This is a genomic window from Shimazuella sp. NTD250 (assembly GCF_059510375.1).
In genome coordinates this window covers 270,153-286,912 of sequence record NZ_JCAJZS010000004.1, presented here as the reverse complement: position 1 = coordinate 286,912, position 16,760 = coordinate 270,153, and the positions used below count along the sequence as shown (strand labels likewise).

The 16,760-nt window shown below is 38.7% G+C and carries 21 protein-coding genes; 8 read left to right on the top strand and 13 right to left on the bottom strand.

The window, feature by feature from the left end; genetic code table 11:
• Positions 1-70: 70 nt before the first annotated feature.
• Both AC5WOF_RS12325 and AC5WOF_RS12320 read left to right on the top strand, forming a co-directional pair.
• Positions 71-736, top strand: coding sequence for a Crp/Fnr family transcriptional regulator (locus AC5WOF_RS12325; RefSeq protein WP_496050256.1), 666 nt, complete (start codon positions 71-73; stop codon positions 734-736).
• Positions 737-801: 65 nt separating this feature from the next.
• The gene (locus AC5WOF_RS12320; protein ID WP_496050255.1) at positions 802-1,356 is read left to right on the top strand and encodes a peroxiredoxin family protein; all 555 of its coding nucleotides are present in this window, start codon (positions 802-804) and stop codon (positions 1,354-1,356) included.
• Positions 1,357-1,439: 83 nt separating this feature from the next.
• On the opposite strand, the gene AC5WOF_RS12315 is transcribed toward AC5WOF_RS12320, so the two are convergent.
• Both AC5WOF_RS12315 and AC5WOF_RS12310 read right to left on the bottom strand, forming a co-directional pair.
• A complete protein-coding gene (locus tag AC5WOF_RS12315) occupies positions 1,440-1,652 on the bottom strand; it encodes a hypothetical protein (protein WP_496050254.1) in 213 nt (70 codons plus the stop codon).
• A 208-nt stretch (positions 1,653-1,860) separates the two neighbouring features.
• Positions 1,861-2,487: a Vat family streptogramin A O-acetyltransferase gene (locus AC5WOF_RS12310; RefSeq protein ID WP_496050253.1), complete on the bottom strand. Its 627-nt coding sequence runs from the start codon at positions 2,485-2,487 to the stop codon at positions 1,861-1,863.
• 78 nt (positions 2,488-2,565) lie between these two features.
• Between AC5WOF_RS12310 and AC5WOF_RS12305 the strand changes: the two genes are divergently transcribed.
• Positions 2,566-2,922, top strand: a complete 357-nt coding sequence (locus tag AC5WOF_RS12305; protein WP_496050252.1) for a hypothetical protein — start codon at positions 2,566-2,568, stop codon at positions 2,920-2,922.
• Positions 2,923-2,968: 46 nt separating this feature from the next.
• On the opposite strand, the gene AC5WOF_RS12300 is transcribed toward AC5WOF_RS12305, so the two are convergent.
• From AC5WOF_RS12300 to AC5WOF_RS12250, 11 genes are read right to left on the bottom strand one after another with little or no spacing between them, the layout of a single operon-like run.
• On the bottom strand, positions 2,969-4,417 hold the full coding sequence (locus tag AC5WOF_RS12300) for an NADH-quinone oxidoreductase subunit N (protein ID WP_496050251.1): 1,449 nt from the start codon (positions 4,415-4,417) through the stop codon (positions 2,969-2,971).
• Between the two features lie 2 nt (positions 4,418-4,419).
• On the bottom strand, positions 4,420-5,883 hold the full coding sequence (locus AC5WOF_RS12295) for a complex I subunit 4 family protein (RefSeq protein WP_496050250.1): 1,464 nt from the start codon (positions 5,881-5,883) through the stop codon (positions 4,420-4,422).
• Positions 5,883-7,733, bottom strand: a complete 1,851-nt coding sequence (nuoL, locus tag AC5WOF_RS12290) for an NADH-quinone oxidoreductase subunit L (protein ID WP_496050249.1) — start codon at positions 7,731-7,733, stop codon at positions 5,883-5,885. The genes AC5WOF_RS12295 and nuoL overlap by 1 nt, the downstream gene beginning before the upstream one ends.
• Positions 7,734-7,740: 7 nt before the next feature.
• Positions 7,741-8,046 carry an NADH-quinone oxidoreductase subunit NuoK gene (gene nuoK / locus AC5WOF_RS12285; RefSeq protein ID WP_496050248.1) on the bottom strand — a complete coding sequence of 102 codons (306 nt, stop codon included), beginning with the start codon at positions 8,044-8,046 and terminating at the stop codon, positions 7,741-7,743.
• A gap of 1 nt (position 8,047) precedes the next feature.
• The gene (locus AC5WOF_RS12280) at positions 8,048-8,545 is read right to left on the bottom strand and encodes an NADH-quinone oxidoreductase subunit J (protein WP_496050247.1); all 498 of its coding nucleotides are present in this window, start codon (positions 8,543-8,545) and stop codon (positions 8,048-8,050) included.
• Positions 8,542-9,003, bottom strand: a complete 462-nt coding sequence (nuoI, locus tag AC5WOF_RS12275) for an NADH-quinone oxidoreductase subunit NuoI (protein WP_496050246.1) — start codon at positions 9,001-9,003, stop codon at positions 8,542-8,544. The genes AC5WOF_RS12280 and nuoI overlap by 4 nt, the downstream gene beginning before the upstream one ends.
• Positions 9,004-9,019: 16 nt before the next feature.
• Positions 9,020-9,997 carry an NADH-quinone oxidoreductase subunit NuoH gene (gene nuoH, locus AC5WOF_RS12270; RefSeq protein ID WP_496050245.1) on the bottom strand — a complete coding sequence of 326 codons (978 nt, stop codon included), beginning with the start codon at positions 9,995-9,997 and terminating at the stop codon, positions 9,020-9,022.
• On the bottom strand, positions 9,997-11,097 hold the full coding sequence (locus AC5WOF_RS12265) for an NADH-quinone oxidoreductase subunit D (RefSeq protein ID WP_496050244.1): 1,101 nt from the start codon (positions 11,095-11,097) through the stop codon (positions 9,997-9,999). Before AC5WOF_RS12265 ends, nuoH begins: the two co-directional genes overlap by 1 nt.
• 2 nt (positions 11,098-11,099) lie before the next feature.
• Positions 11,100-11,660: an NADH-quinone oxidoreductase subunit C gene (locus AC5WOF_RS12260; protein ID WP_496050243.1), complete on the bottom strand. Its 561-nt coding sequence runs from the start codon at positions 11,658-11,660 to the stop codon at positions 11,100-11,102.
• Positions 11,657-12,130: a NuoB/complex I 20 kDa subunit family protein gene (locus AC5WOF_RS12255; RefSeq protein WP_496050433.1), complete on the bottom strand. Its 474-nt coding sequence runs from the start codon at positions 12,128-12,130 to the stop codon at positions 11,657-11,659. Before AC5WOF_RS12255 ends, AC5WOF_RS12260 begins: the two co-directional genes overlap by 4 nt.
• Positions 12,131-12,165: 35 nt before the next feature.
• The gene (locus tag AC5WOF_RS12250; RefSeq protein WP_496050242.1) at positions 12,166-12,540 is read right to left on the bottom strand and encodes an NADH-quinone oxidoreductase subunit A; all 375 of its coding nucleotides are present in this window, start codon (positions 12,538-12,540) and stop codon (positions 12,166-12,168) included.
• Between the two features lie 479 nt (positions 12,541-13,019).
• Here AC5WOF_RS12250 and AC5WOF_RS12245 point away from each other — a divergent pair, with 479 nt between their 5' ends.
• The 5 genes from AC5WOF_RS12245 to AC5WOF_RS12225 all read left to right on the top strand — a co-directional run bounded on the left by AC5WOF_RS12245 (position 13,020) and on the right by AC5WOF_RS12225 (position 16,717).
• A complete protein-coding gene (locus AC5WOF_RS12245) occupies positions 13,020-13,556 on the top strand; it encodes a M23 family metallopeptidase (protein ID WP_496050241.1) in 537 nt (178 codons plus the stop codon).
• 99 nt (positions 13,557-13,655) lie between these two features.
• Positions 13,656-14,435, top strand: coding sequence for a M23 family metallopeptidase (locus tag AC5WOF_RS12240; RefSeq protein ID WP_496050240.1), 780 nt, complete (start codon positions 13,656-13,658; stop codon positions 14,433-14,435).
• A gap of 346 nt (positions 14,436-14,781) precedes the next feature.
• Positions 14,782-15,153 carry a GntR family transcriptional regulator gene (locus AC5WOF_RS12235; RefSeq protein WP_496050239.1) on the top strand — a complete coding sequence of 124 codons (372 nt, stop codon included), beginning with the start codon at positions 14,782-14,784 and terminating at the stop codon, positions 15,151-15,153.
• A complete protein-coding gene (locus AC5WOF_RS12230; RefSeq protein WP_496050238.1) occupies positions 15,150-16,049 on the top strand; it encodes an ABC transporter ATP-binding protein in 900 nt (299 codons plus the stop codon). The genes AC5WOF_RS12235 and AC5WOF_RS12230 overlap by 4 nt, the downstream gene beginning before the upstream one ends.
• Entirely contained in the window at positions 16,046-16,717 is a 672-nt protein-coding gene (locus AC5WOF_RS12225; protein WP_496050237.1) for a hypothetical protein, read from the top strand. The genes AC5WOF_RS12230 and AC5WOF_RS12225 overlap by 4 nt, the downstream gene beginning before the upstream one ends.
• Positions 16,718-16,760: the final 43 nt, after the last annotated feature.

The following is a 16,760-nucleotide window of genomic DNA, read 5'->3' as shown; positions in this document are numbered from 1 at the left end:
TCTTGAAAGAGATTCAATTTACAAATTAGAACAACATCTACAATTCTAGCAAAAAGAAAGGATACATACCATGTTAACTGATGCCACCCGCACTAGTATATTCCATATTTTTCCAAGCTTAAAAATACTTGCTTTACAAGAATGGAAGGAGGCTCAAGCATCGATACACGTATTCCCTGCTAAAACAAATTTTTTTGACTCTCAAGTCTCTGAAAAAAATAGTATGTTTTTACTACGCGGAACAGCCAATATCACCGCAATTGATGAAAATGGAAGAGAAAGTATCTCCAATACACTCTCAGCAGGTGAAGTTTGCGGGCTATTAACACTAAGCGGCTTAAGCGGAAGAGATTATCCGGGAACAATCATATCTACTACAGAGGTCGAAGTTTTATTTGTTCGCAAAGCCAGTTTTCTAAAATGGGTTCTCCAGTATGAATCCATACGTCATCACATATTCGGTGATTTGTTGACAGGAATGCTTCGCATGGGAGAAAGAAAACAACAAGAGGAAGAGTCTATTGATAAAAGACTAATGAGAACACTATTACAACTAGATACAATCCATAATGGAATTATTCCAATAACACATCTTGAATTAGCAAAGGAAATAGGAACTGCTAGAGAAGTGGTGAGTCGATATCTCACGCAATATAAACGGAAAGGATGGATTGAAACAGGGCGGGGAAAAATAATAATTTTACACAGAGAACAATTAGAAACCTCTGTTATGTAACTAAGTTACAGAGAGAATATGTTCACCTTAGTTAGAATGATAAAAAACATAACAGGAGGATGAAAATGAAAACTCTTATATCTGGTGCAATTGCTCCCGATTTTCAATGTGTGGATCAAAATGGAAAATCTGTCTCGTTAAAAGCTTTCCGTGGAAAAAAAGTATTGGTATCTTTCTTTCGCTTTTCTGCTTGCGCTTTATGTAACTTACATGTACACCAGCTTATTCAACGTTATCCAAATTGGAACAAACAAGGCTTCGAAATCATTGCGTTTTTTGAATCCCCAAAGGAAAACGTACAAGCACACGTCGGAACACAACAAGCTCCCTTTTCTCTGATCGCAGACCCGAAAGCCGAAATTTATAATCGATACTACGTAGAGACTTCCATAGAAAAAATAGAAGCAACCTTAAAAGACAAACAAAAAGTTCAATCTTTAACTACAAAAGCAGAGGCCGCTGGATTCCCACTTATTCATGAAGAAGGTTCTAACTTCTACCGTCTCCCTGCTGAGTTTCTCATCAACGAAAATGGAATTATTGATACTGCTCATTACAATCACTCTATTGAAGACCATCTACCATTTGAAGTAATTGATCAATTTGTAATAAGTAAATGATTAATTGAAGAAGTAGACCTAGATGTATCCTTGTATGCGACACTGCAAGATAAAGCCTCTTGCTACTTGTAAGAGGCTTTACTTTAAAACAACCAAAAAGCTACACCAAAACCAAACGCAAACAAAAGTAGAAAAATGATAAACAAACCAATAATTAGACCAGCAAACCAAATACCCAATCCAGGGATAGAGATACTCTGTGTGCGATAAGTACGTTTTAAACCGACATACAACAACTTTCCAAATAAAAATGCCAATATTGGCAAAAGAAAAAGTAGTATTTTTAGAATAATCATTATCTTCTCTTACCTCTATCCTCTTTCAAAATAACCTTCTTCCCTCTTATTTTACAATGAAAATGGAGATGAAATCATATATCATTTCAGAATAACATGATAATAATTACATTTTCCTTTATTGACTATTTTCATATGGCAATAGACGGTTTATCGCTACAAAAAAAGCCCTTTATAAAAAGGACTTTTTCCATAACATTTCTTTCTACTATGTCACTCGCTTTAACTCTTCCAAATCTCCACTAATAATCTTATCAATGTTTGCAGTTATAAGATCGACATCCCAATCCCACCACTTTAAAGTTAACCACTCATCAATTTTTTCTTTCGAAAATCGTTTTTTTATCTCCTTTGCAGGATTCCCACCAACAATCGAATAGGCTTCTACATCTCTGGTAACAACTGCATTGGAAGCGATAATTGCTCCATCACCAATTTTTAATCCTGGCATAACAGTCACGTTTCTTCCAATCCAAACATCATTGCCAACAGTGGTATCACCTTTATATGGAAGATCGTCCAATGACGGCACATACTTTTCCCATCCATTTCCAAATAAATGAAATGGATATGTTGAACCATCCATTTGATGATTGGCCCCATTCATAATAAAAGTTGTACCTGCTGCGATCGAGCAAAACTTTCCTATAATCAATTTATCCCCATAAATTTCATAATGGTACAACACTTGACCCTCGAATGATTCCCTATTATTGGAATGGTAATAAGAGTAGTCCCCTACTTGTATATTGGGACTAGTAACGACGTTTTTTATGAACTGTACGTTTGGATTTTGCTCCATTGGGTATTTTGTATTTGGATTAGGTCCCTGCATTATGATTCCTCCAGTAATCGTTGCAAAAATCAGATGAAAATATATGTTACAATAATAACACTCATTACGTTTGGAGGGATGAATATAAATACCGATTTTATTCACATCAAACGATTTTCTGGAGAATTAGTTATTTCTCAGGTGAAATATCCTTATCGATTTACTCTGACAAAAAAAGAATTTATCTTTCAAAAACCGAACATGACCTATCATCTCATGCTCTCTGATATCATTGGGATGATTCCTTATACACTTCCCAAAAATGAACTCCAACACCCTACATGGAAACATTATCAGATTCGTGCCAAAGCATTACATGTACTAAATCGTAATGGTACATTTGAAAAAGAATCTGCTGATTTGATCCTTCCACTTCATCCTCGAATGGTTCAAGCCTTAGCAGAAACGGATAACTTTGTACAAATTGGCGATTAATGTGTTGATAAAAAATCCCCATCTACTAAAGATGGGGATTTCTGCATTATGATATCCAGGTACTCAAGCTTTGTAAGACAAAACTTGGCATAATTCCAAATAAAAATGTCCCTATAAGCGTTATTGCAATTACAATTCCTGTTGACCAATGAATCTCATCCAACGATACTTTGTCATCCTCTTTCCAGTACATCTGACGAATTAATCGGAAGTAGTAGTAATAGGAAATGACAGTCGTGAGCAGCATAGTGCCAGCGAGCCAAAACAAACTATTGCCAAATGCGTTGATGAGTATGGTAAATTTTCCAATAAAACCTGCCGTAAAAGGAATTCCTGCTAGTGACAATAAAAATACAGTCAGACAAAAGGCAAGCCATGGTGATCTCTTATACAGACCACTCAACATTTTTTGATCAGGACTACGATCTTTGGCGATTACTTGCAAAGTAGCAAAAGCACCTGCACTAGCCAATAAATAAGCTACAAAATAATAATATAAGCTGAAAAATGCTTCTTTCTCTTTACTCAATAATAAACTTATGATCGCAACAAGCATATAACCTGCATGCCCGATACTAGAGTATGCCAATAACCGTTTTAAGTTCGATTGTTTAAGCGCCACAACATTTCCAACGATCATAGACAGCATAGCAATGACCAGCATTGCGGGGATAACCACCATATGTACAATTGGCTTTAGTCCATCCGAAGGAAACAATCCACTAAACAATCGAAGAGCAAAGACAAAACCAGCGATCTTAGAAACTACGGCTAAAAAAGTAGTGATTGTCATAGGCGCACCTTGGTAAACGTCAGGTGCCCACATATGAAATGGAACGGCAGTGATCTTAAATCCAATCCCAATGAACAGAAGAACTAGTCCCAAATATAGTAACAACTCGTGTTCATTATTGTAGGCAGTAGTAAGCGAATCAGTCATACCCACTAACTTTGTGGTACCTGTTAAGCCATAAAAAAATGACATTCCATAGAGCAAAAAGGCAGAAGATGCTCCACCATAAACTACATATTTCCAAGCCGCTTCACTTGAAATCATTCGATCCTGATGCATGCCTACCAGTACATAGGAAGAGAGACTGAGTAGTTCCAAACTGACAAATAACGAAATTAACTCAGAAGAGCTTACTAGTGTCATAGCACCTAATAAAGCGGATAAAAGAAGTAAATAATATTCTCCTTTGGCAGAAACGGTTTCAGCAAAGGAAAGAATGAGCACAAGCAACGTCCCCACAATCAGCAGAATTTTAATAGATCGAATAGTGGGATCACTCATGAAACTCCCACTAAATATGTTGATAACTTCTTTGTCTTGTAGTAACACAAACAGCCCTGAAGCAATCACCGTTAAAATAGAAATAACACCTAGAACAAACCGTGAATTATCTTCCTTTAGCAAAATCTCCCCAACTAACACTAAGGCAATCCCTACTAGTAATATCCACTCTGGAGAGAGTTGCATGATCATTTCATTCATCTTTAACCCCTCCATCCAGATGCTATAGTATTGAGCGCACCATTTAATGTGCTGCTTATTAGTTCAGGATAGATTCCTATTGCAATGATAAGCAGGACCAATACAAACATAGGAACCCATTCTTTCCAATCGATGTCCCTTGTTTTAAAAGCTTTTTGTTGCTCTCCAAAAGTGACTGACATCAAAGCCCGCAGCGTATACACAGCTGCTAAAATCAAGCCTAATGTCGCTACAGCAGCATAAATTGGATGTTTTTCAAACAATCCCAATAAGGAAAAAAACTCACTTATAAATCCTGATAAACCAGGAAGTCCTAATAACCCCAAGCTCGCTACCATCAAAATACCTGAAAAAATCGGCATTGACTTTGCAAGCCCTCCAAGATCCTCAAATTGAGTTGATTTGGTTCGCTGATAGAGAGAACCAACTAAGAAAAAGAATAGAGCCGATAACAATCCATGGGAGATAGATTGAAAAACAGCACCTTGCAATCCAACTTGATTTACTGCTGCTATCCCTAATAGCACGATTCCCATATGACTGATACTTGAATATGCTAACAAACTCTTTAGTTCCTGCTGAGCAAAAGCTAAAATAGCTCCATATAGCAAATTGATAAGTCCTAACACAGCTAAGACAGTAGAAAGGTACTCCATATAGTTTGGAAACATACTAACACCAAATCTAAGCATCCCATAAGCACCCATTTTTAATAAAATCCCTGCGTGAATCATGACAATAGAAGGCGGTGCTTCTACATGGACAAGTAACATCCAACGATGAAAAGGGAAAATTGGCAGCTTGATCGCAAAAGCTATCAATAAAAATGCCAGCAATGTCCAAATAATTCCAGAAGGGGGAACAACAGCTATTTCGTTCTTCAAAACTTCGTAATCTACTGACCCAAAAATTACATATATCCCCACAATACCAATGAGTAAAAACGCTGAACCTAATCCGTTGTAAATCAAAAAATGATATGCTGCTTTTTCTTTTTGAGAATATCCCCAAATTCCAATCAAGAAAAACATGGTTACTAACGTAACTTCAAAAAATAAGAAAAACAAAAACAGGTTGGAAGCTAGAAAAACACCCATCATCCCTAATTCAAGTAATAAAAAAAGTGAAAAATAGGTCTTTGTGCGTTCCTTCATATAGATAGAAGCCATGGACGCGATAAAACTAACTAATGTAGTGAGGACAAGTAATGGCAGAGATAACCCATCTAAACCAAGACTATAGAAAAAACCATCTGTTGATCCAAAATGAAACCAAGGTATATTTTCTTTAAACTGCAACCCTTGACTCGCTTGGAAAGGAAAGTATAAGTAGAGGCTAAAAACAAAAGCGATAAAAGTAAAGACAATAGCTAAACCACGATGTGCGCTAACTGCTGTTTTAGATAAAAATTGAAGTACTACCACACCTAAAAGTGGAATACATAGCAAAAATGAAAGAAGTCCCATCAGAAGATCAACCTCCCCGCTGTGATGGTTAGGAGAAGAATCAGAAAACCAAAGACACTTATCAAAAGATAGCGTTGAACTTGACCATTTTGTACATAAGAACCAATCGTACCAAGCTCATATGGTAATGATTTGATGAAACGAGCGATACCTCCAATAATAAAACGATCCCAACCCGTCAATAACCAGCCTAATCCTTGAAGAGACCATACAAATAACGCTTGGTAGCACTCGTCTATATAAAACTTACGATAAGAAAGTCGATAGCCAAAACTACTAAACTTCATGAGAGATGCGGCAGATATCCATTGTTTTTGGTACACCGCATAAGCCAAAAATATTCCTGACAGAGACACGAATGTGGCTAGAAGAGCTATCCACCATAAAGTTCCACTTTCTGCTCCCTTCAACCAGTGTCCTAAAATAGGTTTGGGAAATTGCAGGAAACCCGAAATTACAGAAAAAACGGCTAATACCCATATAGGTACTTGATAATGCCAAGAGAAGGTCTTGGCTTGCTTAACCGCTCCTCTTCCAGTAAAAACGAGAAAATAGACTCGAAATATATAAAAAGCGGTACAAAAAGCGGTTAGCAATGCTGCTACAAACAAGTCATATTTACCGCTTTGATATACTACTGCAAAAATTTCATCTTTTGAAAAGAAACCGGAAAATGGAGGAATGCCGGATATACTAAGCCCACCGATCAGAAATGTAATTCCTAGCCATTTCTGTTCTCTTCCTAATCCACCCATTTTTCGAATATCTTGTTCCTTGTTATATGCAACAATGACTGCACCAACAACCAAAAATAACAAAGCTTTAAAGAATGCATGGGTAAATAAGTGAAATAAGCCTGCCGTTAAGCCTAACGAACCGAGCCCCAACATCATATATCCTAGCTGACTTACAGTAGAATACGCGAGCACTCGCTTGATATCCGTTTGAGTCAAAGCGATAAGAGCTGCAAATAATGCTGTAAATGCCCCTATGTACGATACAACAGCTAAAGCAGTAGAAGATGCTTCAAAAAACCAAAAAGTTTCCGCCACAAGAAAAACACCTGCTGCTACCATTGTCGCTGCATGGATTAAAGCACTCACCGGTGTAGGCCCTTCCATAGCATCAGGCAGCCATGTATGGAGCGGAAATTGACCAGATTTTCCGGCCGCTCCTGCAAAGATCAAAATAGCGATAAGGGTAATCATACTAGCAGATATCTGATTGGTATCTACTGCTTCTTTTATGATGGAAAAATCGAAACTACCAACTTCCCAAAACAATAGGCAAATCGCGATAAATAAACCAACATCACCGATTCGGGTTACAATAAATGCTTTCTTGGCAGCTTGTTTTGCTGATTCTTTATAAAAATAAAACCCAACTAGCAAGAAGGAGCACACACCAACTAGTTCCCAGAAAAAGTAAAGTTCCAAAAAGTTTGGTGCAATTACTAAGCCGAGCATAGAAAACGTAAATAACGATAAATAAGCAAAAAAGGTATTACTCCGCCCATCATCCTTCATATAGCCGATCGAGTAAATTTGAACCAAACAACTAACCAAAGACACAATAAAAAGCATGAGCACTTGTAGAGGAGCAAAACTAGCTCCAACAGTAACGACTTTTGAACCAATATGTAGCCAGTTAATTTTCCATGCTGGGATGTCGTGATTCCAAAAGAAGCTCTGTGCAACGAGATAAACAGCAAACACAAAAGACAAAAACGTCAGCCCAACTCCAATGAAAGATACGAGTTTTTTCGTCCCTTTTGTTCGCAGTAACAATTGCACAACAAATGCAAACAGTGGGAGCAAGGGAACTGCCCATGCGAAACCTGTCATTGTCATCAGCCTCCTAACCTTTCAAGGAATTATATTGATCCGCTTCTGCTGTTTCTTTTTTACGATATAAGGAAATAAGGATTGCTAGCCCAACCGCAGCTTCAGCTGCCGCAACGGTGATGGTGAAAAAGGTAAAGATTTGCCCATCTATACTCGGAAATAACTCTAAACGCGAAAATGCAACCAGATTTAAATTAACAGCGTTTAGCATCAACTCCACGCTAAACAGCAACATCACTGCATTCCTTTTGCTCAATACTCCATAAAGACCAATACAAAATAAAATAGCTGCCAAAGCCAAGTAAGAAGTCAAATACATATCACTTATGCTCCTTTCTGGCTAGTACAATAGCCCCGATTAATGCAACCAGCAATAAAATAGAAGCTAACTCAAATGGAATAGCATATTGTTTAAATAAAATACTGCCTATCTTTTGCACACTTGGACTAGATACCTTTTCGGAAGGGGTAAAAATCGGCGATTGATAAATAATGACCATGATAATAACAAAAAAACTTGTTACTGTAGCAAGACTAATCCATTGATGGTACTGAAAAGATCGACTAGGACTTCCTTCTTCCGGCTTTGTCAGCATAATTCCAAATATCATCAAAATCGATATTCCACCTGCATAGATCAACACCTGTACAACAGCTAAAAACTCTGCTTGTAACAACAAATAGATTCCGGCAAGACTAAAGAATGTAAATGCAAGAGAAATAGCCATATGCATCACGCGGACTGAGTTAAGAAAAAAAACTGCGCCTCCTATAGCAAAAACCGACAAAATGGAAAAAGCGAAGAACTCAGCATTCATGAAGGAGATCCTCCTTTTGGCTTTTTTGCTGGCAGAGGATTCAATGTGTTTTCAGAACGGATATTTTCATTGTTAGCAAATAACCATTCACTATTTTTAAACAATTCATCACGGGAATACGTCGATAACTCAAAATTATTGGTCATCACCACTGCTTCTGTAGGGCAAACTTCTGTACATAAGTCACAGAGGATGCATATTTCAAAATTGATATCGTACGTATCAATCACTTTCCCTTTTTGCTCAGGATCAGGATTTTTTTTACCAGTTAAAGAAATGCAATCAGTTGGACAGACACGAACACATTGATTGCAAACGATACATTTATCTGGATCAAAATATTGTATCCCGCGAAATCGATCAGGCATCTTTAGGGGTTCCTTGGGATAGTTGTAGGTTACTTTTGGTTTCACCATATTTTTCAAAGTAACATTTAAACCTTTCATCAAACCCAGCATTTTTAAGACCCTCCTTTTAGTAGTATGGAGCAAAAAAAGGAACTTCTTTTAAGATAGTAGTGATCACAATATTTGCTAACGCTATAGGAAGCAGTACTTTCCACGCAAACTGCATCAATTGATCGACGCGAATCCGAGGCATCGTCGCTCGTACCCAGTATAAAAAGAAAACGACCAAGCAAAATTTTATGATAAACCAAACAATTCCCGGCACAAATGTCAGGCCAAAAGGGGCATTCCAGCCTCCTAAAAATAAAACCGTAGTGAGGGAAGACATAGCAAAAATATATACATATTCTGACAACATAAAGAAAGCAAAACGAAAACCACTGTACTCCACATGGTAACCTGCTACCAGCTCTGATTCTGCTTCAGGCAGATCAAACGGCGTACGATTTAATTCTGAGACAGAAGCAATGATAAACACAACAAATCCAATTATTTGAGGAAATACAAACCATGTCTTCTGTTGCGCCACGACGATTTCATTTAAATTAAGGGAACCAACTGTTAATACGATTCCAACTACAGATAAAACAAGCGGAATCTCATAACTAATCATTTGAGCCGCTGAGCGCATACCTCCTAATAGAGCATATTTATTATTGGAGGCCCATCCGCCTATCAATATGCCGATAGTAGTAATACTAGAAATCGCCATATAGTAAAGCAGACCAACACCGATATTCGCAAACTGTATCTGAGAACTAAATGGCATCACTGCAAGTACGGCAAAAGAGGGCACAAATGCAAGGATAGGAGCGAGTTTAAACAGGCTGTGATCTGCATTTTTTGGAATGGTATCTTCTTTGATCAACAGTTTTAAAATATCCGCCACTGTCTGTAAAAGTCCCCAAGGTCCTACTTGGTTAGGGCCTATTCTTCCCTGTATCCAGCCGATCACTTTTCGCTCTGCTAAAATGGCATAAGTGACAAAACCGAGCACGACGAACAATAAAATAACAGGACCTAAGTATAGGAGCAATGTATTCATCAACCATCCACCTCTCCCAATACAATATCGATTCCACCCAAGATAGCTACTAAATTAGAGATGTTCTCATCTTTCAGCAATACAGGGAGGATTTGCAAATTATAAAAAGATGGCCGACGAAACTTGAGCCGCCAAGGTTTATCCTTCCCTTTACTAACGATGTGACATCCTAATTCTCCGCGTGGAGATTCAATTCCAACATACACTTCTCCTTCTGGTACGCGCAGAACACGCGGAACTTTTCCCATGATCTTTCCTTCAGCTGGGAAGTCAGCAACTGCTTGAGCTACTATTTTTAGTGATTCATCTATCTCTCTCATTCTACAGAGATACTTTTGATAGAGATCACCTGCTTCACCTACAGGGACTTCAAAAGTAAATTTTTCGTAGATGGAATAGGGTGAATCCTTGCGTAAATCCCAACTCAAACCGGTAACTCTCAGATTAGCTCCTGAAAGAGCAAAGCTTATAGCAGTCTCTTGGTCATAAACGCCAATCCCCTTCGTTCGCTGCATGAATATTTCATTCCCTGTTACCAGTTGATGATACTCTTTCATTTGCTTTTGCAAGTAGGTAACAAAATGTTCCACTTTGCCTATCCAAACGCTTGGCGCATCCCATTTTACCCCGCCGACACGCATATAGTTGTATGTCAGCCTCGCTCCACATAACTCGTTAAATAAGTCCAAAATTTGCTCGCGATCTCGAAAAGCGTAGAGAAAGGGACTCATTGCTCCAATATCGAGTAGGTATGTACCCATCCAAACCAAATGACTCGCAATCCGATTTAGTTCCATTACGATTACTCGTAAAAACTCAGCTCGTTCTGGGATTTCCAACCCCATCATCTTTTCTGTTGCATGTACAATGGCATAATTGTTGGTCATTGCAGATAGATAATCCATTCGGTCTGTATACGGGATGATTTGCGTATAGGTTAAATCTTCGGCTAATTTTTCGGTACCACGATGTAAGTAGCCGATTACTGGTTCAGCTTCTACAATACGTTCTCCATCCACTTTTACTAATAAGCGAAGTACACCATGTGTACTAGGATGCTGCGGTCCAACATTTAAAATCATTTCTTCTGTCCGAATCAAGGCTACACCTCCTTATCCAATGCTACATAATCTTTTCGCAGTGGATGGCCTACCCATTCATCTGGCAATAAAATTCGTTTGAGTTCAGGATGACCCGTAAATTGAATCCCCATTAAATCGTACATTTCCCGTTCATTCCAATTTGCAGCTGCAAATAAATGGGATGCACTCGAAAGAACAGCTTGCTCACGGTCGAGTTTTACTTTTACTGCGATTCGCTCTTTACGATTTAAATCATAAAGGTGAAAAACCACTTCTAAATGTGTTTCATAGTCAATGGCCGAGGCATTTTGTAGATAGGTAAAATGCAGACTAGGCTCATTTTTTAAAAAGGATAAAACATCACTCCACATTTCCTGGGAAATAAGGAGAGTAGGTAAATGATCATTTGGCTGGTTAATATAACCCTCTAAGACTGCCCGTTCTCCGAACTTCCTTTTCAGCTGAGTGACGAGCTCATCCACAACAGGTTGTTTTGGGGAAGGTGGCAACGCTTTCTCTTCTACTGCTTTTTTGGCGGCTGGCCTTGGTCGAACAGGTGGCTTTTTTTCTTCCTCACTCACTGACTCGTCACCCTCTTTCCTGTTTTTGCTTCATAACGTATTTTCTCTTGCAGTTTATGAATGCCATAGATAAGAGCGGCAGGATTTGGTGGACATCCAGGAATATAAACATCCACAGGTACGATCTGGTCGACACCTTTCACGACTGAATATGATTTGATATATGGTCCGCCCGCAGTCGCACACGATCCCATTGCAATGACCCATTTTGGCTCGGGCATCTGATCATATAACCGACGTAACAATGGAGCCATTTTCTTCGTCACAGTACCAGCGACAATCATCAAGTCAGATTGTCTGGGAGAAGCTCGGAAAATCACACCAAATCGATCGAGATCATAATGTGAACCTCCCGTTCCCATCATTTCAATCGCACAGCATGCAAGTCCAAATGTCAGAGGCCACATCGAGTTACTTCTTGCCCATGCCTTTACTTGATCTGAGGTTGTAGTGAGAACATTTCTATCCATCGTTTGACGTGTCAAAGGGTCTATATTTTCAAAATTCACTTCCACTCTAACACCTTCTTTTTCCAAGCATAAATAAGTCCCAATACAAGAAAGCCTATAAACAACCCCATCTCCAACAAGATGGCTAATCCTATATCAGACCGCAAAACATCATAAGCTGCTGCCCAAGGGAAAAGATATATCGCTTCCACATCAAACACAACAAAAAGGAGAGCATACAAATAATACCGAACATGAAACTGCACCCAACTGCTTCCAACCGATTCAACACCACTCTCATAAGTTGTCGCTTTTTCATCTGTTGGTCTTGATGCTCTCAAAATACGAGCTAATATAAGCGCAGCTATCGGCAGTAAGATTGCGATAATAAAAAAGATAGAAATGATCAGAAATGCTTTGGTTATCGGCATAAAAAGAATCCCCCTTTGCATTTATCCTCTGTTAAAATAAAACGCTTCCAGTTTTTCCGATGGTTTTTCTTAGAAGGTAAATTCTTTATTACCCTTCATCTTTATTCAATTACATATTCAACTTGCTAGACAATACTAGACAAAATTTTATGAAAAGACCCTTCTTTTGACCTGATTATAGCAAAAAAAGAAGAGTTGTGTCTAATTATGCACAAATAATAGAATATACTGTTACAATTATATAGTATTTTTTTCCTTATATGTTGGCATGTCTATATAAACAAATTAAGTTCTATTGCCTGCATATAGAAACAGAACGAAACGGTTTCCTAAAAATCCCGTTCCTCAGTACATAAGAAAAAATAAATTACTAGAGTTATGGATATTTATGATCTGATTTTCGTCTATATTTTGAAACTAATTCCATTTATAAAGGAAAAGATTGCTTTATCTCTAAGAGATATACAGGGGGTGTTTCTGTGAAAAAAATAAAAGCCTATTCCTTATCTCTTGTCCTTTTATTCTCTTGTTTTTCTATAGTCGGAATAAGTCCTGAGCAAAGCTATGCTGCTCCTGCCTTTCAAATGCCTTTTCCATGTGGACAAACGTGGAAGGGAGAAACTCGGAAAGACCATAATCCAATGCTATCCATCGATCTTAGTCGAAAAAATGGCTATGGAGATTCTGTCATCGCTTCTGCCTCTGGAAAAGTGAAAAAGATTGGTAACCTCGGTAATAGAAGTTATGGAAATTACGTCTACATCGATCATGGAAATGGGTGGGAAACTCGTTACGCACACCTGAGTAATATCAATGTTAAGAAAGGACAGACAGTCGAAGCAGGTCAAAAGATTGGAAATGTAGGCACCTCAGGAAATTCCACTGCTCCCCATCTACACTTTGAAGAGAAGCATAATGGAGCTGTAAAACCTGTCTATTTTAACTCTAAAAAAGTTTATTACTTTGGAAAAAGAAACTATCAAAGCGCAAATAAATGCTCAGCTCAAAAGAAATAGCAATAACTAGAAACGAAATTACCAAAATATCCTTTGACTTGGACAATATTTCGAATTTAAATATATCAATATAAAAGAAAGGGGATAGGAGGTATACATATGAGGAAATTTATTTTCACTTACTTATCTCTGATGCTTTTTTTTAGTTGTTTTACTATCATGCCGAACGAAAGCTTAGCTGCACCAAACTTTCAAATGCCATTTCCTTGTAATCAAACATGGTATGGACAAACTCGAAAGAACCACAATCCACATCTGTCGATTGACTTTAGTCAAAAAAACGGAAAAGGATATGGGAAAACAGTCGTGGCTTCTGCATCTGGCAAGGTCATGCGGACTGAAAATTTAGGCAAGAAAAGCTATGGAAAATTTATCTTCATCGATCATGGCGGCGGCTGGTTAACTGTGTATGCTCACTTGAGCAAAATTACAGTACAAAAAGGCCAAGTGGTCCAAGCAGGACAACAAATCGGTAATGTAGGGAGTACAGGTAATTCCACTGGTCCACACCTGCACTTTGAACAAAGAAAAAACAATGTTGTACAACCGATTTACTTTGGATCAAGCAAAGTGACCTACTATAGCAAGAAAATATACAAAAGCTCGAATACATGTTCTTCCAAGTATCACACAGGGATCGTCAAAACATACCACGGCAGCAAATTAGCCGTTCATGAGCAACCAAAAACGTCATCAAAAGTTGTGCAAAAATTAGCGAATAAAAAAACAGTGACCATCTATTGCCAAGTAAAAGGTTCTACCGTCAAAGGCCCTTATGGCACCAGTAAACTGTGGGACAAAATTGGCGAGAACAAATACGTGCCGGACTCATTTATCTACACAGGCACAGACGATCAAATAGCACCGACATGTAAGTGAAACTTTCTCCGAAACGAAAAGAACCTCTCCATAAAAATGGAAAGGTTCTTTTCGTTTAACCGTCCATTGATACTCAGAGAAAAAATAAGGAGAAAACATCCAAATCCTATCGACTAATGCTGTCTGTTTCTTATATTCACCAACTATATCACTGGTCTAATAGGTATATTACTGCTGAACCCGAGGTAAAAACTCGGGTTATTTTAATTTTAGTAAACTACTTTATCCTTTGTTCACTTGTTCTGACCACGAGTTTTCTAAACAATGATAAAAAATTGTTGACAACAAAATTTTCATCTTGTATGGTTGGTCACATAAGTAATTAACTAATTTGGTGGTGAAGGGAATGGATAGTTTAATCGATGACAGTCGTCCGATTTTCGTACAAATTGCTGAACGGATAGAGGACGACATCATCAAAGGAGGGCTAGCCGAAGAATCGCAAGTCCCCTCCACGAATCAATTCGCTTCCTTTTATCGGATCAATCCGGCAACGGCCGCAAAAGGTGTCAATTTGTTAGTGGATCAAGGGATTTTATACAAAAAACGCGGGATCGGCATGTTTGTTATGAAAGGGGCACACGCAAAGTTGATGGAGAAACGAAAAGAACAGTTCTTCGAACAGTATGTCGTGAAGATGATTCAAGAGGCAGATAAGTTGGGTATCACGTCGGATGAATTGGCAGACATGATTAAGAGAGGGGTAAAAACGAGATGAGTCATAATGCAGTTGAAGTCCATAGACTGACAAAGTCGTATGGAAATGTAACAGCAGTCTATGATGTCAGTTTCTCCATCGAAGTAAATAAAATTTACGGGCTGCTCGGAAGAAATGGTGCCGGCAAAACGACGCTCATGAAAATGATAACTGCTCAAATATTTGCAACAAAGGGGGAGATAAAAGTTTTCGATGAAACCCCTTATGAAAACAGTCATGCGCTCAGTCAAATTTGTTTCATCAAAGAAAGCCAAAAATATCCGGAAAACTTTCGCATTATGGATGTAATGGATGTGGCCGCTTCACTTTTTCCAAACTGGGATATGGAGTATGCCTATACATTGATTGAAGATTTCCAGCTTCCACTAAAACGAAGAATGGAGAAGCTTTCCCGAGGAATGATCTCCACTGTCGGAATCATTATCGGCCTTGCCAGCCGTGCATCGCTTACCATATTCGACGAACCTTATTTGGGACTTGACGCTGTGGCTAGAAGCTTGTTCTATGAACGATTGATTGAGGATTACGGAGCATACCCGCGAACCATTATTTTATCCACGCACTTGATCGACGAGGTAAGTCGGATCTTGGAGCATGTCCTCGTCATCGACAACGGCAAAATACTCATCGACGAAGATAGCGACACCCTTCGCGAACGCGCTTTTACCGTCACAGGGCAGACACCAAATGTAGAAAGCTTTACAGCAGAAAAAGATGTGATTGATTGTACTCCGCTCGGTGGATTTCTTTCAGCCCATATCATGGGAGGACTAAGCTCAGAGGATCGTAAACAGGCAGAAGAGCTTGGGCTGGAGCTTACTCCAATATCATTGCAACAACTGATCGTTCATCTGACAAGTGCAAAAACTCGTAAAAAGGAGGAAGAAGTACAATGAACCACATAACAGGTGTCATGAATATGCACTTTAAAGCGAAATGGTGGTTTTTCATCCCATGGATAATTACCTTTCTTATCTTTGGTACCAATCTTGTCATCGGCTTTCTCATCGGTGTACCGATCTCTTATCCCGGCAGTGTCGCCCCTACCTATATTAGTATGCTGGTTGTGGCGATCGTCATTGTCGTTCGCATGTTTCCATTTGCGCTTGGACTAAGCGTGCGAAGAACGGATTTCTTTTTAGGTACCACAGGCATTTTCGCTGTGATAAGTGCTGGCTTTGCGATTGTATGGTTTCTGCTTTCACTTGTAGAGCAGTGGACAGGTGGATGGGGTACGAAATTAAACTTTTTCCACCTTTCGTATTTAAATGACGGGTCAGTTATGGAGCAACTGTTAACGAGTTTTGTGTTCATGCTGCATATGTGTTTTCTTGGAGTTGTTATAGGGAGCATCTTTCAACGATTTGGTCGTACCGGACTGCTTATTTTCTTCAGCACCGTCTTCGTTGTTTCCACCATCGGTTCGTTAATTTATGGATGGTGGGTAGATATTTTTCATTGGTTCATCCAGCATTCCGCATTCGAACTTGCGATCGGATCAATGCCATTGGTTGTCATCTATATCCTTTCATCATATGTATTGCTTCGCAAAGCGACCATTTGACCATGTGTGTGCATCATGCAGATTTTAAACATCTTTAGAAAAG